The sequence below is a fragment of the Streptomyces sp. NPDC058295 genome (assembly GCF_042880655.1).
Classification (GTDB): Bacteria; Actinomycetota; Actinomycetes; order Streptomycetales; family Streptomycetaceae; genus Streptomyces; species Streptomyces coriariae.
Genome location: NZ_JBHVYO010000037.1, coordinates 66,290 through 87,119, shown reverse-complemented (window position 1 = coordinate 87,119; position 20,830 = coordinate 66,290). Strand labels below are relative to the sequence as shown.

General features: G+C 72.6%; 15 protein-coding genes and 1 pseudogene. 2 read left to right on the top strand and 14 right to left on the bottom strand.

The genetic code is table 11. The features are described from left to right. Positions 1-57 precede the first annotated feature (57 nt). From ACFVYS_RS32150 to ACFVYS_RS32110, 9 genes are all read right to left on the bottom strand, one after another. A complete protein-coding gene (locus tag ACFVYS_RS32150; protein WP_389507772.1) occupies positions 58-1,083 on the bottom strand; it encodes a methyltransferase in 1,026 nt (341 codons plus the stop codon). A 40-nt stretch (positions 1,084-1,123) separates the two neighbouring features. Beyond that, positions 1,124-2,272 (bottom strand): nitrous oxide reductase family maturation protein NosD, encoded by a 1,149-nt coding sequence (locus ACFVYS_RS32145; RefSeq protein WP_389507770.1) that lies wholly within the window; start codon positions 2,270-2,272, stop codon positions 1,124-1,126. 87 nt (positions 2,273-2,359) lie between these two features. Then, a complete protein-coding gene (locus tag ACFVYS_RS32140; protein WP_389507768.1) occupies positions 2,360-3,019 on the bottom strand; it encodes a DUF5825 family protein in 660 nt (219 codons plus the stop codon). A gap of 60 nt (positions 3,020-3,079) precedes the next feature. Then, positions 3,080-5,032 (bottom strand): RiPP maturation radical SAM C-methyltransferase, encoded by a 1,953-nt coding sequence (locus ACFVYS_RS32135; RefSeq protein WP_389507766.1) that lies wholly within the window; start codon positions 5,030-5,032, stop codon positions 3,080-3,082. Positions 5,033-5,152: 120 nt separating this feature from the next. Then, positions 5,153-5,275, bottom strand: a complete 123-nt coding sequence (locus ACFVYS_RS32130) for a hypothetical protein (protein WP_266720057.1) — start codon at positions 5,273-5,275, stop codon at positions 5,153-5,155. Positions 5,276-5,348: 73 nt separating this feature from the next. Continuing rightward, on the bottom strand, positions 5,349-7,199 hold the full coding sequence (locus tag ACFVYS_RS32125) for an alpha/beta fold hydrolase (protein WP_389507764.1): 1,851 nt from the start codon (positions 7,197-7,199) through the stop codon (positions 5,349-5,351). After that, the gene (locus ACFVYS_RS32120; protein WP_389507763.1) at positions 7,192-8,658 is read right to left on the bottom strand and encodes an MFS transporter; all 1,467 of its coding nucleotides are present in this window, start codon (positions 8,656-8,658) and stop codon (positions 7,192-7,194) included. The genes ACFVYS_RS32125 and ACFVYS_RS32120 overlap by 8 nt, the downstream gene beginning before the upstream one ends. Positions 8,659-9,359: 701 nt before the next feature. Further along, positions 9,360-10,037, bottom strand: coding sequence for a S1 family peptidase (locus ACFVYS_RS32115; protein ID WP_389507761.1), 678 nt, complete (start codon positions 10,035-10,037; stop codon positions 9,360-9,362). 136 nt (positions 10,038-10,173) lie between these two features. Further along, positions 10,174-11,013, bottom strand: a complete 840-nt coding sequence (locus ACFVYS_RS32110) for a PhzF family phenazine biosynthesis protein (RefSeq protein WP_389507760.1) — start codon at positions 11,011-11,013, stop codon at positions 10,174-10,176. A 98-nt stretch (positions 11,014-11,111) separates the two neighbouring features. Here ACFVYS_RS32110 and ACFVYS_RS32105 point away from each other — a divergent pair, with 98 nt between their 5' ends. Next, positions 11,112-12,038, top strand: coding sequence for a LysR family transcriptional regulator (locus ACFVYS_RS32105; RefSeq protein WP_389507758.1), 927 nt, complete (start codon positions 11,112-11,114; stop codon positions 12,036-12,038). Positions 12,039-12,203: 165 nt separating this feature from the next. On the opposite strand, the gene ACFVYS_RS32100 is transcribed toward ACFVYS_RS32105, so the two are convergent. The 3 genes from ACFVYS_RS32100 to ACFVYS_RS32090 all read right to left on the bottom strand — a co-directional run bounded on the left by ACFVYS_RS32100 (position 12,204) and on the right by ACFVYS_RS32090 (position 16,822). Further along, a complete protein-coding gene (locus ACFVYS_RS32100; RefSeq protein WP_389507756.1) occupies positions 12,204-14,417 on the bottom strand; it encodes a nitrate- and nitrite sensing domain-containing protein in 2,214 nt (737 codons plus the stop codon). Between the two features lie 194 nt (positions 14,418-14,611). Then, positions 14,612-15,871, bottom strand: a complete 1,260-nt coding sequence (locus ACFVYS_RS32095; protein ID WP_389507754.1) for a GNAT family N-acetyltransferase — start codon at positions 15,869-15,871, stop codon at positions 14,612-14,614. A 168-nt stretch (positions 15,872-16,039) separates the two neighbouring features. Beyond that, entirely contained in the window at positions 16,040-16,822 is a 783-nt protein-coding gene (locus ACFVYS_RS32090) for a DUF899 family protein (RefSeq protein ID WP_389507753.1), read from the bottom strand. Between the two features lie 286 nt (positions 16,823-17,108). Here ACFVYS_RS32090 and ACFVYS_RS32085 point away from each other — a divergent pair. Continuing rightward, positions 17,109-18,233, top strand: a pseudogene (locus ACFVYS_RS32085) (FAD-dependent oxidoreductase); the annotation flags it as partial. A 54-nt stretch (positions 18,234-18,287) separates the two neighbouring features. On the opposite strand, the gene ACFVYS_RS32080 reads toward ACFVYS_RS32085, so the two are convergent. Together ACFVYS_RS32080 and ACFVYS_RS32075 are read right to left on the bottom strand one after the other, a co-directional pair. After that, the gene (locus tag ACFVYS_RS32080; protein ID WP_389507780.1) at positions 18,288-19,487 is read right to left on the bottom strand and encodes a sugar ABC transporter permease; all 1,200 of its coding nucleotides are present in this window, start codon (positions 19,485-19,487) and stop codon (positions 18,288-18,290) included. Between the two features lie 196 nt (positions 19,488-19,683). After that, positions 19,684-20,772: a substrate-binding domain-containing protein gene (locus tag ACFVYS_RS32075; protein ID WP_389507751.1), complete on the bottom strand. Its 1,089-nt coding sequence runs from the start codon at positions 20,770-20,772 to the stop codon at positions 19,684-19,686. Between the last annotated feature and the right edge of the window lie 58 nt (positions 20,773-20,830).

Genomic DNA, 20,830 nt, shown 5'->3' with positions numbered 1-20,830 from the left:
GGCCCGCGACGCTGCGGGCCCGGCGACCGGTGGTCTCTGTGCGTCCGTGTGTGCCGATCAGCCGACGTGGCAGTCGAACGCGTGCAGGTAGGGGTTGACCGGGCTGATGTCGTCGATGACGAGGCCCGCCGCGGTCAGCCGGTCCACCATGCTCTGGGTGGTGTGCTTCGCCCCGCCGACGTTCAGCAGCAGCAGCAGGTCCATGGCGGTGCTGAACCGCATCGAGGGCGAGTCGTCGACGAGGTTCTCGATGACCACGACACGGGTCCCGGGGCCGCCCGCCTCACGGACGTTGCGCAGCAGCCGGGCCGTGCTCTCGTCGTCCCACTCCAGGATGTTCTTGATGACGTAGACGTCGGCCTTCACCGGAACGGCCGTACGGACGTCGCCGGGTACGACCCGGGCGCGGTCGGCGAGGTCGCCGCCCGCGAGCAGGCGCGGCACCGCGTTCTCCACCACCCGGGGGAGGTCGAGCAGCGCCCCGTGCATCGACGGGTACTTGTCGAGCAGGCTCGCCACCACGTGCCCCTGGCCGCCGCCGAGGTCGGCGACCGACGAGCTCCCCGTCAGGTCGAGGAACTCCGCGACGTCCCGCGCCGACTGCACGCTGGAGGTCGTCATGGCGCGGTTGAAGACGTCGGCCGACTCCGGGGCGTCCTCGTTGAGGTAGGGGAAGAACTCCTTGCCGTACAGGTCCTCCACCACGTTGTGGCCGGTGCGCACCGCCTCGTCCAGCATCGGCCAGGCGTCCCAGGTCCACGGCTCGGTGCACCACAGCGTGATGGCGCGCAGGCTGTTGGGGTCGTCCTCGCGCAGCAGCCGGGAGACATCGGTGTGCGCGAAGGTCCCGTCCGGCCCCTCGGCGAAGACGCCGTAGCAGGACAGGGCCCGCAGCAGCCGTCGCAGCGGGCGGGGTTCGGTCTTCACCGCGGCCGCGAGGTCCTCCACGGCCATGGGGCTGTCGCCGAGGGCGTCGGCGACGCCCAGCCGGGCGGCCGCGCGCACGGCGGCGGCACATGCCGCCCCGAACGCGAGTTCCCGCAGCCGCATCGACGGCGGAGGGGCAGACTGAGTGGTCGTCATGTGCCGCCTTCCTTCTTGGAGTTCGTGGGGTGCACGGGGTTCAGCACAGGCCGGCGGGCTTCGACGAGCGGCAGGAGTTGCCCTCGAAGATGTTGCCCTTGCCGGTGTCCGTGTTGACGAGGTCCGGGGAGTTGCCGCGCAGCAGGTTGTCGCTGATCCGGTTCCGGTCGCTGGTCGTGCCCACGAAACTCTTGAACAGGACGATGCCGCCGGACAGCGGGGACTTGCCGACGTTGTCCTTGATCACGTTGTGGGTGACCAGGCTGTCCTCGGCGCCGGTGAGGACGACGCCGGTGCCCTGGAGGGCGTCCAGCCGGGCGGTCTTCGGGCACGACTTGTTGTTGCGCTCGATGCGGTTGTCGCGCACCGTCACGAAGCCGGCCTTCGGCTTGTTCTCGTCGCCGACGACGAACACGCCCGCGCAGTTGCCCGTGATCTGGTTGCCCGCGACGGTCAGGTTGCGCAGCCGGCGGACGGTGACGCCGATCCGGTTGCCCTCCAGCCGGTTGCGCTCGACCACGGTTCCCTCGGTGTCCGTGGCGCCCAGCTCCTCCTTGACCGTGTTGGCGAGGAACAGGCCCGCGTCGCCGTTGTCCCGGGCGGTGTTGTGGCGGAACAGGCCATGCACCGAGTGCTCGGTGGCGATGCCCCACACGCCGTTCTTGACGGCGGTGACGTGCCGCACGGTCAGCCCGTCGGCCTCGGTGGCGTAGAGACCGGTCTTGGCGAAGCCGGTCACCGTCAGGGAGGCGATGGTGACGTCGTCGACGTTGTGGTTCTTCGTGCCCACGACACAGATGCCGTTGCCGCTCGCGGCACAGCTGGTCGCGGCCTTCGTCCCCTTGCTTCCCTTGCTTCCCTTCGAGTCCTTCGCGGCGCCCGATTCGGTACCGGATCCGGTGCTGGGCGCGGTGGTGCCGGTGCTCGCGGCCGTCGCCGGCTCGAGCACCGTGCCGCGGCCCACGCCGCGCAGGGTGAGCCCGGGCGTGCTCACGTCGACGCTCTCGTGATAGGTGCCGTGGGTCAGCAGAACGGTGTCGCCCGGCTGGGCGGCGTCCACCGCCTTCTGGATCGATTCCCCCGGGTGGACCACATGGAGCGTGTGGGCGGCGACCGGGGGAGCGGCACCGAGCCCCGTCCCGATCAGCGCCGCCGTACAGGCCAGATACGCGATATGGCATTTCTTCATATTGTGCACGTTATGGCTGGAAAGGCCGAAAAAGCCGAGATGGGCCATCCGGCGGCGTGTCCCTCCAGGCCGAGTCGGCCCGGGGGCTCACACGGCCATGGCCTCCTGGAGCCAGCGGGAGACCCGGTAGGGCAGCCACCACGCCAGCTCGCCCACGCGCAGGAGCAAGTGCTCGGCCGTGAACTCCTCCAGCACGTCGGCGGGTACGTCGGCGTGGTGCGCGCCGGGACCGAGAAGCGCGATGGCCTCCCGGTACCGGGGCTCGACGGCGGTGAAGCGGCGCAGGTCCCCCCAGCGGCGGTCCCGGATCTGGACGAAGCCCGGCCCCTGACGCCAGACCAGCTTGCACAGGTAGTGGCGGGTCCGCCAGGCGTGCAGCACCTCGTCGGCGTCATCGAGGCCCGTGACGGTGCGGGGCGGTTGGAGGTGGGACAGCACCTTCCACTGGTGGGCGGACTCCCGCGGCGACAGCCGGAGGTCCCAGTCGACGGAGACGGCGCGTGCGGTGAGATCGCGGACGAGGCACAGCCGGTCGACGGTCCGGCGATGGACCGCGGGATCGTCGGTGGACAGGTCGACGGGCGCGTCGAGTTCGGCGTGGCGCACGCCCAGGTCCCAGAGGCGGTCGACCTCGTGGCCCCGCGTGGTCACCGGGAGGGAACCCAGCGACATGCCCGGCAGGTGGCGGGCCTGCGGGTCGAGGTCGCGCCAGGCACGTATCGCGAGGTCCGATGCGGTGGCTGTCATATGCGGTCCTTCGTCCGGTTCGGAGGGTCGGGGCGGCCGGGGAGGTGCGGAGACCGGCGCTCAGGACGGGACGGGCGCGGGCTCGGTCCCTGCCCCGTTCGCCGCCCTGGCCTCGCCGCGGGTGTGGGCGTGCCGCATGTAGTCCAGACGCAGCAGGTCCTGGTTCACGGCGGCGGGGGCGAGGTGCACGTACTGACCCGCGTCGGTGAACACCACCCCGTGCGCGACCCACTCCTTCAGGAGGGCCTCGACATCCTGCGCCGTGCACGGCGCGTCCCCGGCGGAGGCGGCGGCCGACGTCAGCTTGCGGTGCAGCGCCACCACGGTGTGCGGCTGGTCCAGGAGCCGGAAGACCGCGGTCTCGAACGGATCGGTGAGCTGCATGGTCCGCCAGGCGAAGGACGGCCGCCTGCTGACCAGCACGATCCGGTCACCCAGATCGGTGTGGGTGAGGCGGGCGTCGGCGTGGTGCTTCTTCCACGCGGCGATGCCGTCGTTGAGGAGGCCGACGGTCGGTTCGGTGATACCGCGTTCGGGTGCCTGGAAGACATAGGCCAGGTCGTGCAGTTCCGCCTCGGGCAGGTCGTAGGTGAACAGGTAGTGCTCCTCGGGCCGCAGCCCGGTGAAGCCCAGCTCGGGACGCTTGAAGTAGGGGCTGAAACGCTCGATGGCGATACGGGCGGACAGGTCGACCGGTGGGTTGAGGTGTTCCAGGGCGGGGAGTTGGCGGATGACGGGTTCGTAGTCGTCGGCGGTCTCTCCGGGGAAGCCGTGCAGGTAGTTCCACGACACCGACAGTCCGGTCTCCGCCGCGTCGCGCAGCATGCGGACGTTCTGGCAGCCGCTGACACCCTTGTCCATGAGGTCGAGGACGCGGCTGTTGAGGCTCTCGATGCCCGGCTGGACGTAGATGAGCCCGGCGTCCGCCAGCACCTTCAGCTGCGGGCGCCGCATGTTGGCCTTGATCTCGATGTGCATGCGCAGGTCGTAGCCGCTGTCGATGATGCGGGGCAGGACGGTGGACAGGTAGCGCATGTCCAGGATGTTGTCGACCACGTACATGTCGAGTACCCGGTGGCGCTCCGCCAGGTCCATGATCTCCTGGTAGAAGACGTCGGGGCTCTTGCTGCGGAACTCCATGAAGGAGCCGTTCAGGCCGCAGAAGGTGCAGTGGTGCTTCTCGCCCCACCAGCAGCCGCGCGCGCCCTCGACGACCAGTTTCGGCTCCACCCAATTGCGTGCCACGGACGCGGCGAGGCGTTCGAAGTAGCCGCTGTAGTCGGGGGGCAGGATCGCACTGGGCGGCAACGGCCCGGTCGGCATGGGGTTGGCGGTGTGCCGGGAGCGCGGGGTGCGGTGGCACAGCCCCGGGATCGCCGCCGCGGCGGACGGGTCGCCGTCGCGCAGCGCGGTCAGCAGCCGGGGGAAGGCGTCCTCGCCCTCACCGCGGACCACGTAGTCCACGAAGGGGAAGTTGCGGTGGACGGCCGCGCCCTGCTCGGCATCGCAGTTGGCCCCGCCCATCACGGTCACGACGTGCGGGGCGAGCCGCTTGATGTGCCGGGCCGCCGCCAGCGCGGCGGTGTTCTGCTGGAAGGTGGAGGTGAACCCGACCACGTCGGGATCGAGAGCCACCACCCGGCGGGCCACCTCGTCGACGAACTCCGGTACGAGGCGGTGCAGTTCGCGGGTCATGCGCATCCGGGACCGGCGCAGCTTCGACGTCATCGCATCGACGAACTCCGCATCCCGCCACGCCGGGTCGTCGTAGAGCGCCGAGGAGAACACCCAGTCGCCGCAGCCGAGGAAGTAGGAGGACAGGGCGTAGTACTCGTAGTCCTCGGCCGTGAACTCGGAGCGGCCGGTGATCCAGTCGGTGAACTCCAGATTGGCGTGCAGCACCTCGCACGTGGCGTCCTGGACGTGGTCGTCGACGCTGCGTTTCAGGATGCCGAGCGCCAGTGAGGGCAGGTCTATCGGGGACCAGGGCATGTTGACGAGAAGAACGCGCACGATGGGCTCCTTGCGCACGGGCGGCCTGCGGGACGAGAGGCGCGGGAAGTGCGGGAAGTGCGGGAGGTGCGGGAGGGAGCCCGGCCGGCCCTGGTCGGAACGGGCCGGCCGGGCCGTGGCTCACTCCTCGTCGTCGCTCTCGGCGGCGTTGCGGAACGGGATGGTGATGGTGATGCCGATGCCCGGCTTCCGGTTCTCCTCGTCGCCCGCCAGCGGGTCGTTGTGGATGATGTCCTTCTGCACAGTCGTCCTCCTTCTCGGGTTCATGGCGTGTTCTTCGGGCGGGTGGTGCTGTGCACGACCCGGTCCCGCTGTGTCAGTCAGCGGGGCCGGGGTCCTCCCGGACGTGCCGGGGGACGCGAGGGGGCGCCGGTGCGGGCAGCCGCGCACGCAGGAAGGTCAGTGAGCGGCGCAGGACCGCGACGTGTGCCGCGCCGTCGTAACCGTCGTGGCCGGTGTCGAGCCACATCTGCTCATGGGCCACGCCCGCCGCGGTCAACGCGCCGAGGTAGCTGCGGATCTGCTCGGGCGGGCACTTGACGTCCTTGTCGGCGCCGACCACGAGCAGCGGCGCCCTCACCCGCGCCGCGAAGGTGAGCGGCGAGCTGTGGGCGTAACGCCGCGGCACCTGCTCCGGGGTGCCGCCGAACCAGCGGACGTCCAGGGCGCGCAGCGCGGGAGTGGTCAGCCGGTGGGCGGTCACCCAGTCGGCGACGGGCTTCACCGCGACACCGGCCTGCCACAGCCCCGGGCGGGTACCGAGGGCGAGCAGCACCAGATACGCCCCCCAGGACACCCCCCACAGGGCCGTCGCCCGGTCGTCGACCAGCCCGCGCCGGACGAGATCGGCTCGCACGGCGGCCAGGTCGTCCACCTGGGGATGGCCGACACCTGTTCCGAAGGCCCGCCGCCAGCGGGGACCGTAGCCGGTCGACCCGCGGTAGTTGACGCGCGCCACGGCATAGCCGGAGGCCACCAGCGAGTGCACCGTGGCGTCGTAGGCGTCCCGGTCGTGGTCGGCGGGCCCGCCGTGCACCAGGAACACGGCCGGCGGCGGTACCTCGGCGCCACCGGCACCGCCACCGGCACAGGCACCGGCATCCGCACCGCCGGGCCGGCTGTCGTCGGGGTGCGGCAGGCTGAGCAGCGTGTGGACCGGGCCGTCGGGCGTCCGGGTCCACACCTCGGTGTGCCGCCCGGGTACCCGGGGCAGCGGACCGGGCGTCGGCAGGGCGACCCCGTCGGTGGCGCGCGGGACGGGCGGGTGGGCGGTGTCCGTCCACAGATAGTGCAGCCCGCCGCCCGGCCGCGGAGCGGCGTCGAGCAGGCTTCCGGCGGGAGTGGGGAGGACACGGCGGGTCCGGTCGCGCAGGGACACCCGGTGCAGCAGCGAGCGTCCGTGGCGCTCCTGACGCACCAGCACCTCGTCGGTGTCCGGGTACCAGCGGGCGGTGATCTCCGTGTCGAAACGGCACCAGGAGTGCGTGACCAGCCCGCGGCGTGGCGTCCACGTGGCCAGGCGGTAGCCGTGCTCCAGCTCGTGCACCAGCAGCAGTTCGGACCGGCCGGGCCGCGGCGAGAAGCCCCGGCACCAGAACCTGCCGGCGGGGCCGCCCGTCCCGGGCAGCCGGGCGACGACCCGGCCCGCCGAGGTGACGACGACGACGGTCGCGTCGCCGTCGGACACCGTGGCGAGAGCCACCAGGTCGCCCTCCGGCGTCATACCGCCCAGCCGGCCCTCCCCGGCGACGTCGAGGATCTCGCGCGGTGCCCGGCCACGCCGTCCGACGAACACCCTCGTGCCGCCGTGCCGGGATGCGAGCGCCGCGGCGACCGTCCCGTCGGCCGTCACCGCCAGACCACGCGGCAGCGCGCCCGGGGCGCCGGGCAGACCGGGCACCCGGCAGCCTCCGTCGAACGGCTGGAACCACCAGTGCCCGCGGCCCTCGGCATCCTCGTCGAACCACCACACGTACGCGTCGGCGTCGATGGCGCAGTGCACCGTGCCATGGGGCCGGTCCGTGACCTGCCGTGTGCGTCCGGTGGCGGCGTCCCAGGTGAACACCTCGCAACGGCCGTCGGCGTCGGCTGTCAGCACCATGCGCCGCGGGTCACGCGGGCACACCTCCGGCAGGGCACCGAGGAAGACTCTGAAGTCGTCACCCACGGCCGTCTCCCGTCCCGGAGGCGGCCGTGGCGGCCGCGCGCAGTACGGCGGGGGCCCGCAGCTGTGTGTACCCGGCCAGTGCCGCGAACAGCGCGGTGACCAGCAGCGCGGGCGTACGGGTGCTCCAGACGGTGACCAGGGCGGCGGCGAGCGCCGGCGCACCGGCCGCGGCCAGCGCGGACACCGAGCCGAGCACACTCGCGGTGCGTGACTGGAGCTCCACCGGTGTGCACGCTACGGCGGCGCCGGCCAGGACCACGGTGGTCAGCGGCACCAGCAGGGACAACCCGGCGAAGGCCACGCCCCAGCCGACCGCGCCGTCCGCCCACACCAGTGAGCCGCACGGCAGGGGCAGCAGCCAGGCGCACACGGTCATCAGGCGGGCGGCACCGAGCCGTCGTACGGCGGGGGCCGCGACCAGCGAGCCCAGCAGGCCGGCCGCTCCGGACGCGGCGAGGACCACACCGGCCGCCGTGCTCCGCGCGTCGGCGCCCAGCCGGAACAGCGCCGTGTAGAACAGCAGCGTCAGCGCGCCCCCGGCTGTCGACGTCCAGACCAGCACGAGTCGCAGCACCGGGGACCCGGCCACCGTGACCACGCCGGCTCTCGCGGCGGCGAACCGCTCGGGCCACGTCTCTCGCCGACGCGAGCCGGAGCCGGACGGCGTTGTCGGGGCGGGGGTGTCGAGGGGGGTGCGGATGGCCCGGACGCCCAGCGCGGCCGCCGCGTAGGAGAGAGCGTCGGCCAGGAAGGGCAGCGGCCGGGCGAGTTGGAAGAGGGCCCCGCCGAGCACCGGACCCATGACGAGTGCGGCCTGGTCGCCCAGCTGCATCCCGGCCGCCGCCCGGGGCAGCTCGTCGACGGTCGCCAGACGGACGAGGGCTCCGCGGGACGCGGCCTCGTAGGCCACGGCGCACAGCCGCTCCGCCAGGGCCAGCGACACCACGACCCATAACGCGGGCCGGCCCAGACAGGTCAGCGCCAGTACCCCCGTGGCCAAGGCCGCGAGCGCCGCCGAGCCCGTCATGAGGCGGCGCCGCCGTCCCCGGTCCGCCGGTACCGCGACGAGCGGCCCGAGGACGACCCCGGTGAGCGCGGCGACGCTGGCCAGCGACCCGGCGGTGCCGGGGCCGTGACCGAGCTGAAGGAGCAGGAGCGGGAGGACCAGTCCGGAGGCCTGGCTGCCGAGCCCGTCGGCCGCGTTGACCCACCACAGGATCCTGAGGTCCCGAGGCGCCCGCGCGGGCCGACCGCCCCGTGGGCCCGCCCGGTCCGCCCGGTCCGAGCGGTCCGCCCGGTCCGAGCGAGCCGATCTGCCCGCCCGCTTCGCGCGGGGCGGCTCCTCGTCGGTGAGGGGTCTCTCCTCGTGCGCCGGGCCGGGAGGCCGGCGGATCGGTGACGTGTCGACGTTCTCCACCCCCCGTACGCCCGGGAGGCCGCGCCGACGGCCGGCCCCCATGTGTCGAAAGTGTGTGAACTGTGAAAGTGGGCGGGAGCCTAGCCATGACGAAACGTCAGCGACAAGTGCGGCACAGTGCGGAATCGTCGCCCGATGCGGGGACATATGGCTCAGCACCGACTGGCCATGAGCACGCGCCCGTGTACACGCGGCGGACAAGGCGGCCGGCACGGCGCTCCTCCGGCGCGAAAGGTTCCGCTTCACATCCGCATATCGACGGCGGCGCGGAGCGGACTTCCCGCCCCGCCCGGCGGATCGCGCTCACGACGTGGCACAGGTCCGTGTGTGCCGCGTCCGGGGCCGCGGCACGGGACGCGCCCCGGCCCCGGGCAACGATTGCGCAGCCGAAACCGGTCGGCCGCGAACGACACCGCGGGACTCCGCCGGCACGGTCCGGAGCGCCCCACCGCGGCCTCCCGCGCCCGCCGCGCCCTCGGGAGGTATTGGCCGACAATCCGCTCTGCGGGCCGTCGACCTGCTGGACGGCCACAGGAGAGCAACTGATCCGGATAGCTGATGACTGGAGACGTTTTGCGACGAGTGAGTTCGAGGCCCGTCGGACTCCGGGCGAGTGCTCGTCGTTCGGCGGTCCCAGCGCCGTAGCCCCTGTGGTACCGGGTGGTCACCCTCCTTACGAGCGGCCACGCCACCTGCCCACGGTTGCCGGGGCCGGACAGCCGGGCGCCGGACAGCCGGGCGGCTCAGTAGAGGGACAGCCCGTATGCCGAGAGGATCCGGACGACCGGCTGGTAGTAGGTGGTGCCCCCGGCGGCACAGCCGCCGCTGCCGCCGACGACCAGTCCCAGAGCGGTGGTGCCCGAGAACGCGGGCCCGCCCTGGTCGCCCGGCTCGGGGCAGACGGTGGAACGGAAGAGGCCGCTGACCGTGCCGCCGCCGTAGTTGACCGTCACGTTCAGCGCGTTCACCGTGCCGCACCGCACTCCGGCGGCCCGGCCCACGTGGCAGACGGACTGGCCGATGCGCGGAGCGGCCGCGCCGGTGATGTCCCGGACGGAGCCGCCGCCCAGCGACACCTCACCGGGGTAGGACACGGCCGTCGTGGTGTACCGGACGAGTCCGTAGTCGTCGCCGGGAAAGGAGACCACCGCTGTGACGCCGACCTGAACCGTCCGTGCGGCGTCCGCGTACCAGGTGGTCTCGCCCGTGGCGCACCGCCCGGCGAGGAGGGCGTAGTACGTGCTGCCGCCCCGGGCGTTGAAGCCCACCAGGCATACGGTCCCGTTGCCGCCGTACAGCACGTCGCCGCCGCGGACGGCGACCGCCTGGGGGCCCGCGGTGGCGGGGACGGCGCCGAGGAGGAGGGACACCAGAAGGGCGAGGGCGGCCGATACGGCCGTGAGAAGGGGCAGTCGTCGCACGGATGCCTCCCGGCGCAACACGGCGAGCACGTAGGACCGTTCGGTTTCATGGTGAACGACACGACAGCGCCGCGACAGTGCCGCACCCGCCATAGTGCGCCGCCGACGGCCGCCGTCGGCGGGTGCCGTCGCGTGATCAGGGCATCGGGACGGCCTGGCCGCTCACGCTCACCCGCGGGTCCGACGCGGCGGTGGTGACGGTGAGCCGGCTCGGGCGGCCCATGTCGTCGCCCTGGAGCACGGTGACCGGGGAGTTGTGGGGCGCCCGTCCGATCACCCGGAGATAGCCGCCGAAGGCCGCCGCCGCGGCGCCGGTCGCCGGGTCCTCGACGACTCCGCCCAGCGGGAACGGATCGCGTGCGTGAAAAAGGGTGTCGGTGTCCCGGTGGAAGAGGTGGACGGTGGTCCAGTCCTGGGCGCGGGAGAGTGCGTGCAGCGCCTCGAAGTCGTAGTCGAGGTCGGCCAGCCGTTGCCGGGACGCCGCCGCCAGCATCAGGTGGTGGTTGCCGGCGAAGGCCACATGGGCGGGGAAGGCGGGATCCAGGTCGGCATCGGACCAGCGGAGCGCCTTCAGCGCGGACTCCAGGTGGGGGAGAGCGACCGGCTGCGAGGACGTGGGGACACTGGTGAGCGTCGCCCGCAGGGCCGGCCCCTCCGCTGCCGTCGCCACGTCGATCCGCCCGGCGTTGGTCCGGAACACCAGGGTGCCGGGGGCGGAGCGCTCGGCGAGGGCGACGGCGGTGGCGACCGTCGCGTGACCGCAGAAGTCGACCTCGGCGCGCGGGCTGAAGTAGCGGACCTCGTGGGTGTGGCCGGGGTCCTGTGCGGCGAAGACGAACGCCGTCTCCGAGAAGCCCACCTCCGCGGCGATACGGAGCATGTCCGTGTCGTCGAGGCCCCGGGCGTCGAGGACGACACCTGCCGGATTGCCTCCGTCGGGCCGGTCGGTGAAGGCGCTGTACCGCAGAATTTCCATGCCCCCAGCATCCTTGGCCAGAGGCTATGCCGTCCAATGATTACACTCGAAGCAAGCCATCGGTTTCTTCTATGGACAGGACGGGAGGGCGTCTCGCCGTGGACACACGCGTGCTGCGGACCTTCGCCACCCTGGCCCGCACCGGCAGCTTCACCGCCGCCGCCGCGGAACTGCACCTCGCCCAGTCGACCGTCACCGTGCAGATCCGCGCCCTGGAGCGGGATCTGCGCGTCCGGCTCTTCGACCGCCTGCCCTCGGGGACCGTGCTCACCGAGACGGGCGCCCGCCTCCTCGAACAGGCGCGACACGTGCTGGACGCCGAGGACCGGCTGCGCCACGAGGCGCACGGCACCGCCCCCGTCGAGGGCAGCGTCACCATCGGCGCCAGTGAGTCCCTGTGCGCCTACCGCCTCCCGCTCGCGGTGGCGGGGCTGAACCGCAGCCTGCCCGGCGTCGACATCCATATGCGCGCGGTGACGACCCCCGCCGAAGCAGCGGACCAACTGGCGGCGGGACGTACGGATTTCGCTCTGCTCCTGGAACCACGCGTCGAGGTGCCGCACCTGGAGTCGGAAGCCATCGGAAGCGAGCCCCTGGTGCTGGTGGCCGCTCCCGGCCACCCGCTCGCACACGCCGAGGCGCCGCTGCGTCAGCTGGCCGGACACACGGTCTTCCTGCTCGAGGAAGGCTGCTCCTACAGCGACGCGTTCGCCCGGGAACTGGCGGCCCTGCCGGGAGGGTCCCCGCGTGTGACCCGCTTCGGCAGCATCGAGGCGGCTCGCGCCTGTGTCGAGGCCGGCCTCGGCCTGGCCCTGCTGCCCGTGGTCAGCGTCCGAGCCGACCTGACCTCCGGCCGGCTGTGCGCCGCCCAGGACTTCCCCGCCGTCCCCGTCCAGATGATGTGGCACCGCAGCCGCTGGATCACCCCGGCGACCCGGACCGTCATGGCCCGCCTCCGGCAACTCGCCGCCGACGGTTGGCCCGACGGACCATCGGCCACCGGCGCGCAGGACCGAACTGCGTAGGCCGGCCGGGGACCGATTCCGTGCTTCGTGTTCACCGCCGGACGCCCGTTACGCCTCAGCCCCGGCCCCGCCGCATCTCCACCGCGTGAAACCCCCGCGCGGGCCCGCGCCGTAACCGCACCACCTGTCGGCCGACTTGGTCCTGTCCGGGGCCGGACCCGGGTGTCAGTCGGTGCGTGGGCGGCGGCGGATCCGGGGGGCGCGCCGGGAAAGTCGTTGTGGGCGGTCGGTGGCGGCCGGCGGCTTGTCGGTCGCCGGGGCGTCGGCGGGCAGCGTCCCGGCCGGCTCGTCCTGCCACGCCTCGTAGTCCGTGAAGGCGTCACCGGAGTCCTGGCCGCCGGGAGAGAGCGCGGCACCCGCGTACTCGGGCTGCGGCACGTTCCTGAGCAGGGCCAGCGTCAGGGTGTCGGAGTCGGGCAGGGCGCCCGGCAGGGGCTGGGTGACCGTGTCGGGCAGCATGACGAGGGACGTCGTGCCGGACTCCTCGCCGGAGGGCCGCAACTGGACGCGGATGCCGTGCCGTTCGGCGAGCCGGCCGACCACGAACAGCCCCATCTGCTGGGAGATGCCGACGTCGACGGTCGGCGGGTCGGCCAGCTTGCGGTTGATCACCGCGAAGTCGTCCGCCGCCAGCCCGATGCCCTCGTCGTGGATCTCGACCGTGATCCGGCCGTCGGGGAGCCGCACGGCGGTCACCCGCACCTCGGAGTGCGGGGAGGAGAACACCGTGGCGTTCTCCAGCAGTTCGGCGAGCAGATGCACGAGGTCGGGCACGACCCGGCCGTCGATCTGGGCCTCCGGCAGCCCGGAGAGCCGGATGCGCTCGTACTGCTCCACCTCCGAGCAGGCCGCGCGGACGACGTCGACCAGCGGCAGCGGACGGTCCCACTGCTCGGCGGGCCGCTCCCCGCCGAGCACCAGGAGGTTCTCGCCGTTGCGGCGGACCCGGGTGGCGAGATGGTCCAGCCGGAACAGGTTCTCCAGCTGCTCCGGGTCGGTCTCGTTGTCCTCCAGGCTGGTGATGAGAGCCAGTTGACGTTCGATCAGGGACTGGCCCCGGTGCGAGAGGTTGGTGAAGATCGCGTTGATGTTGCCCCGCAGCAGGGCCTGTTCGGCGGCGAGCCGGACGGCCTCGCGATGGACGAGATCGAAGGCCCGGGCCACCTCGCCGATCTCGTCGGTGGTGTGGATCGGGATCGGGACGACCCGGGTGTCCACCTCGCCGGAGTCGGGCCGGGACATCTGGTCGACGAGAGCGGGCAGCCGTTGCCCGGCGATCTCGATCGCGGAGGCGCTGAGACGGCGCATCCCGGTGCTCATCGTGCGGGCCACCCAGGAAGCGAGCAGAAAGGCCACCAGCAGCGAGGCGAGCACGAGCGCCGCGTTGGTGACGGCGTCCCGGCGCGCGTCGTCGGCGATGTCGTGGGCGCTCGTGAGCGCGGCGTCGGTGAGGTTCACCTGGATGCCCCGGTAGGCGTCGAAACCCAGCGTGGACGCGGCGAAGAACGACTCGGGTGTGATGCCCCGCGCGGCCAGTTCCGCGGCCGGCTTCCCGTCGCCGATCTCGGCGATCATCACGTCGATGCCGGGCGGGGTGACGAACGTCCGCCCCGCCGCCGCGGCCTGGGCGGCCGCGGCGGCGGTCTGCTGTCTGCCCCGTTCCTGGGCGGCGGCGAGCGCCTGCTGGAGCCTCGTCACGTCCTCGGTGGTGCCGGCGCCCACGTACTCCTGGAGCCCGACCTGTTCGAGGTAGGCGTACGAGCGGAACGAGGCGAGCTGGGACGCCAGTTCGCCGGGGGCGAGCCGGTCGCGGTCCTCCACCAGCAGGTGGGTCCCGATGGACCGGATCAGGGACTCGGCCGCCTGCGTCAGGGACACGGCGTAGAGCGTCCGGCCGATGCTGGCCTGGCTGCTGCTGCCGAAGCCCAGCTCGTTCGAGATCTCCATCAAGGGGTGCTGGACGGTGTGGTAGCTCTCCTCGGTCTGCACTCCGGACATCCGGGAGGTGAACGCGTTGGCCCGCACGGCGGCGAGTTGCGTCTCACCGGCACGGACCAGCTGTACGCGCCGGACGAGGCCGCCGGTCTTCGGCATCCGGTCGACCGCCGCGTCGAACACCCGCGCGTCCGCGTCGGTGATCTTCCGGGCCTGTACGACCGTGTCGGAGGTCCCGGCGTCCGTCAGCAGGGGGATGACCGACAGATCGCGCTCGTTGATCGCGTCGCTCGCGTACTTGTTCGCCGCCTGGATCAGTTCCGCCACGCGGACCGCGTCGTCCGCGTCCTGCCAGGTGTCGACCGAGCGTTTCACCCGAACGCCGCCGAGCACGAGGGCGACGAGCACGGGGATCAGCAGCACGGCCCGAAGCCGTCTGGCCACGGGCCAGTTGCGGGTGAGGGGCTTTCTTCGTCCCTCAGCCGCGGGTGAGTTCTTCGGCACGATCGACCTATCGCCTCTGGAGCGCCTCGCGCGTGACGCGCCGGGTACCCCTCACTACGACGCGTCGGCGGCACTGCGTTCAAAAGTGGTGCAAGTTTCATCTAAGAGGTCGCTCGGGTTCGGCCGGCGCGCGGTCAGAACCAGTGCAGGCAGTGCGGGGAGCGCTCGGCGCGGAAGAGGGCGTCGGCGAGGCCGGCCGCGCCCGGACGGTGGGCCCGGATGTGTCCCGCACGCACGAGCGTGCTCGGGGCGGTACCGCCGAGGTAGACCGAACCCAGGTCGCTCACGTCCAGGGACAGATCGGGCTCCCGGTCCGTCGGCACGCAGTCGGCCTTGCCGTCCCGCACGGTCAGCAGGTAGCGGCCGTGCTCGCCGAGGAACGGGTCGTCGACGTCGAGGACGAGCTCGCCGTCCGTGAACCAGCCGCGCGCGGTCAGGGCACGCGGGACGTCCAGCAGCCGCACCCACAGCCAGTCGGTGTCGTCGCTCACCTCGCCGGCCCGGAAGTCCGCGAACTGCCAGCGCAGCGGGTGCTCGGGCGGGAAGTGCTTGAACACGATCCGGGTGACCAGGTCGTGTCCCAGCACGAACCGGGCCAGGGCCGTGAAGACGGCGTCGTCACCGGCGATCGTCTCGTCCACCGTCAGGGTGTCGCCCTCGCCGATCGAGTAGGCGGCGTACCCGTCCGGCACGCCGTCGGCGTCCCGGTGGACGGCGACGTGGCGCGGCGCCGGGGAGATCGGCGGCTGCCCCGCGCGCCGGGCCCACCAGCGGTGCGGCCGGGACAGCGCGCCGGGCTGCGTGCGGCGGTACCGGTCGTAGACCTCTTCCAGGATCTCGCCGCACTCGGCACCCCGCAGCAGTTCGATCGTGCCGGTGTCCGAGCCGGTGCCCGTGCCGGTGTCCGATCCGGTCGCCGCGGCGTCGGCCGTTGCGCGTGCCCGGGGGAGGGCGAGGGCTGCCCTGTGGCGCGGCACCGTCAGCCGCCGGGTGTAGGTCGCCGGTCCGTAGCCGAACCTGCGGTAGATCAGGGCCTCGGAGGCCAGCAGCACGGAGAGGAACTCTCCCCGGGCCCGCAGTTCGGTGAGCTGATGCCGCATCATCGCGCCGAGCACACCCCGGCGCCGGTGCGAGGGCAGGACGCCGACGGCGGTCACCCCGCCGGCCGGGGCGAGGGTCTCACCGGGCAGGGTGAGCTCGAAGGAGTACGCGCCGGCGGTGCCGACGGGCCGCCCGTCCGCCGTCACGGCGAGCAGGCCGCGGTCCATCTCGAGCGCCGACCACCAGACCCCGCCGCCGTCCTCGGCCGGGGTTTCCGGGAAGCGCCCGAACGCGGCATGGAGCGTGTCGACGAAGACGCCGAGGTCCTGGTCGGTCGTGGGACGGATCTCCATCGCTGCCGCTGCCTTCCGGGATGACGGCACCACGACGTGTGGTGTCCCGCCACAGTGCAGCGTCGACCCATGGGCGGGTCAAGCGGATTACGGCCGGGCCCCCGGCCGGCGGCCCGGCCCGGTCCCGCCCGGCCCGGCCCGGTCCCGCCCGGGGCGAGTCGCGGCGCCTCAGTGGTGGGGGCCGTGCCGGCCGAGGGTCTGCACGGGGGCGGCGCCGGGGCGGGTCCACTGCGGTACGGGGCGGCTGGTCGGGCCCCAGGTGGCGTTCCCGTCCGCGTCCGTGCGCCAGGACCAGCACGCGTTGCCCCCCTCGGGCCGGCCCTCGGGGTTGTCCTCCCACGCCTCGCCGCGGCCGTAGGGCGTCCTGTCGAGCAGGGCGAGGGATCCGTTGACCGGCTCGTTGCCACGGCCCGTCGTGGAGTAGGTGAGGAACGCGCGGTCGCCGTCGCGCAGGAAGCAGGTGAGGTGACCCATGTCGCCGCCGACCGGCGCCTCCACGTCGCGCACCGAGTACCAGGGCTGGGTGTAACCCATGAACGCGACGTAGGGGGCCACCTCGTCCCAGCGGCCCGTGGTCAGGACGGCGAACGAGACGCCGCGGGCGTTGAGGTAGACGGCGTCCCGCAGATGCCAGGCCGTGGTGGTGCAGCCCTCGCACTGCCCTTGGTGCGGCGCGTCGTCGTACCACATGTGCTGGTAGACCATGAGCTCGTCGCGGCCCTGGAACAGGTCCAGGAACGGGACCGGGCCGTCGGGTCCGACGACCTCGACCGTCCCGTCGAACTCCACCATCGGCAGCCGGCGGCGGTCCGCGGCGAGGGCGTCGCCCGCACGGGTGTACGCCTTCTCGCGGACCAGGAGCTCGTCGCGGGCGGTCTGCCAGGTGGCCAGGTCGACGACGGCCGGCCGGCCGGGCAGCGCGGTGGTCGGGTCGTGCGGCGTGGTCGTCATGTGTCCTCCGTGGTGTCTCGTGCCGGGCGGCGTCCTGTGACGTCCCGCGACGGTCACCGGAAGAGACCCGCGCCCGGCCCGGAACTCATCGCCACCGGCGGCGCCCGCGAGACCGGGCCCGCACGGACCGGGCCGGGCGACCCGGCGCGAGCGGGCGGCGGGACCGCGGTGTCGGTCGGATGTCGGGGCTGTCGGTCCGATGTCGGCGGCCTGTCGGCCCGGTCCGGAACCTTTCGAGGAGAGCCGGGCGCCCGTCCGGCAGGCGTACGACACGCAAGGAATCACCATGACCACTGACGTCACGATCATCGGCGCCGGCCTCGGCGGACTGACGCTCGCCCGGGTCCTGCACGTCCACGGCATAACGGCCACGGTCCACGAGGCGGAGGCCTCACCGGCGGCCCGCGCCCAGGGCGGGATGCTCGACATCCACGAGGACAACGGACAGCCGGCGCTTCGGGCGGCGGGCTTGCTCGACGAGTTCCGCGGCCTCGTCCTGGAGGGCCGCCAGGCGATGCGGATCCTCGACCGGGACGGGACCGTCCTGTTCGACGAGCCCGACGACGGCACCGGCGGACGCCCCGAGGTGCAGCGCGGCGAGCTGCGGCGGATGCTGCTCGACTCGCTCCCGGCCGGCACCGTCCGGTGGGGCCGGAAGGTCAGCGTCACCCGTGCCCTCGGCGACGGCCGCCACGAGGTGACCTTCGCCGACGGCACCACCGTCACCACGAGCCTGCTCGTGGGCGCGGACGGCGCGTGGTCACGGGTCCGGCCGCTGCTCTCCGCCGCCGTACCGGAGTACACCGGCATGTCGTACGTCGAGACCTACCTGTTCGACGGCGACACCCGGCACCCGGCCGCCGCGAAGGCGGTCGGCGGCGGGTCGCTGCTCGCGCTCGCCCCGGGCAAGGCGATCCAGGCCCACCGGGAGAAGGGCGACACCCTGCACGCCTACGTGGCGCTCACCCGGCCGCGGGACTGGTTCGACGCCGTCGACTTCACCGATGCCGCCGAAGCCGGCGCGCGGATCGCGCGGGAGTTCGACGGCTGGGCGCCGGAGCTCACCGCGCTGATCACCGAGGCCGACGCCGCTCCCGTCCTGCGCCCCCTCTACGCGCTGCCGACCGGCCACCGGTGGGAGCGGGTGCCGGGGGTGACCCTGCTCGGTGACGCCGCCCACCTCTCGGTCCCGAACGGCGAGGGCGCCAACCTGGCCATGTACGACGGCGCCGAACTCGGCAAGGCCCTCGCCGCCCACCCCGACGACGTCGAGGCCGCGCTCACCGAGTACGAGCGGGCCATGTTCCCCCGCGGCGCCGAGGCCGCGGCCGACGGCACCAGGCTCCACGAGCTGATGTTCGGCGACAACGCACCGCACGGCCTGATCTCCGCCTTCGTCGAGGACGAGCAAACCCGTGACCTCCGCTCGTGGAACGGTCACCGGGACCGTTCCACGAATTTCCTCTCAGGCCCGTCCGCGGGTGGCCTGGGAATGCCGCGACAAGGAGTCGATGATCACCGCGGCGAAGAGCACCCCGCCCGTGATGACGAACTGCACGGCCGGGGGAGTGTCCGTGATCGCCATGCCGGAGGCGATCGACTGGATGACCAGCATGCCGAGCACCGCCGACCAGGTCGTACCGCGCCCGCCGAACAGACTGGTGCCGCCGATGACGGCCGCCGCGATGGCGTTGACCAGCAGCACGCCCGACCCCGAGCTCTGGCTCACCGAGGTGATGCGCGAGGCCAGGAACAGGCCGCCGACGGCGGCCATCGTGCCCGAGGCCGCGAGCACCGCGGTCTGCACCCACGTCACGCTGAGGCTGGCGCGGCGGGCCGCCTCGACGCTGCCGCCGAGCGCGTAGACCTGCCGTCCGTAGTGGGTGCGGCGGAGCAGCACGTCGAGACCGGCCACCACCACGAGGAAGATCAGCAGGGCGAGCGGCAGCCCCTGGAACCGGTTGAGCAGGTACGCGACGCCGAAGGCGACCACGGCGACCGCTGTGGTGCGCAACGCGATGGCCCGCGCCGACCGGTGCGGCATACCGATGGCCTTGCGGCGCCGCCGGTCGCGGTCGGAGACGAGGAAGACCGAGCCCGCGGCGACCGCCGCCAGGCCGTAGGCCACGGCGTCGTCGGTGAAGTAGTAGCTGGTCAGCTTGGCGACCAGCCCGTTCTCGTCGAGGTTGACGGTGCCGTTGTCCCCGAGGACGGAGAGCATCAGGCCGTTCCAGGTGAGCAGCCCGGCGAGAGTGATCACGAAGGCCGGCACCCGGGTTCTGGCGATGGAGTAGCCCTGGACGGTTCCCGCCACGGTGCCCGCCAGCACCGCGACGAGGAGCGCGAGCCACTCCGGCACCCCGTTGTTCACGTTCAGCACGGCGAAGACGGCCGCCGCGAGCCCGCTGATCGAGCCGACGGACAGATCGAGTTCACCGAGCAGCAGCACGAAGACGATGCCGACCGCGATCATCCCGGTGCCCACGATGTCCACGCTGAGATTGGACAGGTTGCGGGGCGAGAGGAAGTTCTCGTTGAGGGACTGGAAGGTGATCCAGACGACGGCGAGGACCAGGACGACGGGCAGCGAGCCCAGCTCACCGGCGCTCAGCTTGCGCCGGACGACCGCCGGCCCGCTCCGCACGGCACGGGCGACGGCCCGCATGCGGGTCACCACCTTGCCTCCCGCACGGCCGCCGGTGCGGGCGGGCCCGGTACGGCGCCGGTGACGGCCCCGGGCGCGTCGCCCCCGAGGACGGCGGTGGAACGCCCGGAGCGAATCTCCGGCACGGAAACCATCTCCTTCCCGAGGGCGTCAGGTCGACGCGTGTCCTGCCGACTCGGTGTCCGTTCGATGCGGATCAGGTCAGTCCGGCCCGGTCGCAGGCGGCCCGGAGCTGGGGGGTGCAGATCTGCCGGACGGTGTGCAGGCCGTCCTTCACCACCGTGTCCTCGATGTTGTCGACGGTCACCGACACCGGGGTGAGCAGCACGGCGGCGACCGCCTCCCCGCCGCTCGTCGGCACCTCGGCCGTGGCCACCTGCCCGAGACTCTCCCCGCGGGCCGCGGCGACCGCCATGGCGCCGCCGGCGGCGGCCTCGGGCGCGAACGGCTTGAAGACGGTCATGTACTGGTCGCCGCCGACGATGCGCTGCAGGGCCGAGAGCTCGGCGTCCTGCCCGGTGACCGGGGGCAGCGGGTCGACCTTGTTCGCCTTGAGGGCGGAGATGCTCCCGGCGGCGAGGCCGTCGTTGGCCGCGTAGACCCCGTCGATGGACCCGACGCCGAGGGCCGCGATGGCCCCGGACATGTTCATGTGCGCGGTCTCCGTACGCCACTGGAGGGTGTCGTAGGCCTTGCCGATCTTCACCTTTCCGTCGAGCACGGACAGGGCACCCTCCTCGAACGACTTCGTGTTCGGGTCGCTGGGGTCGCCGTTCATCATGACGATCTCGGCGCCGGGCACCTTGTCGCCCATCGCCCGCAGCAGCGCCCGGCCCTGCAGCCTGCCGACCTCCTTGCCGTCGAAGGAGACGTAACCCGTGATGGGGCCCTCGGCGAGCCGGTCGTAGGAGATGACGGGGATGTCCGCCCCGTGGGCCTTGGTGACCGCCGGGCCGAGCGAGCGGGCGTCCACGGGCACGAGCACGATGGCATCGACCCCCTTGGTGATCATCGAGTCCATCTGTTCCTGCTGGAGGGCCACATCGCCCTTGGCGTTGGCGTGTTCGACCGTGCAGTCGGGGCACAGTTCGTCGATCTTCCGCTCCAGCAGTGGCCTGTCCTGGGTCTCCCAGCGGGGTGTGGTGACGTCCGGCAGCAGCAGACCGATGCGGGTCCGGCCGTCCCGGCCGGGTTCGTCGCGGGTTTCCGCCCCGCAGGCCGTCAGGACGACCGCGGTGGAGACCGCGGTCACCGCGGCTGCTGTGTCCCTGATGCAGGCCTTCATGGGTGATACCTGCCGTAGACGACAATAGGGTGGATAGCAGTGGATATGTTCGGTTGAT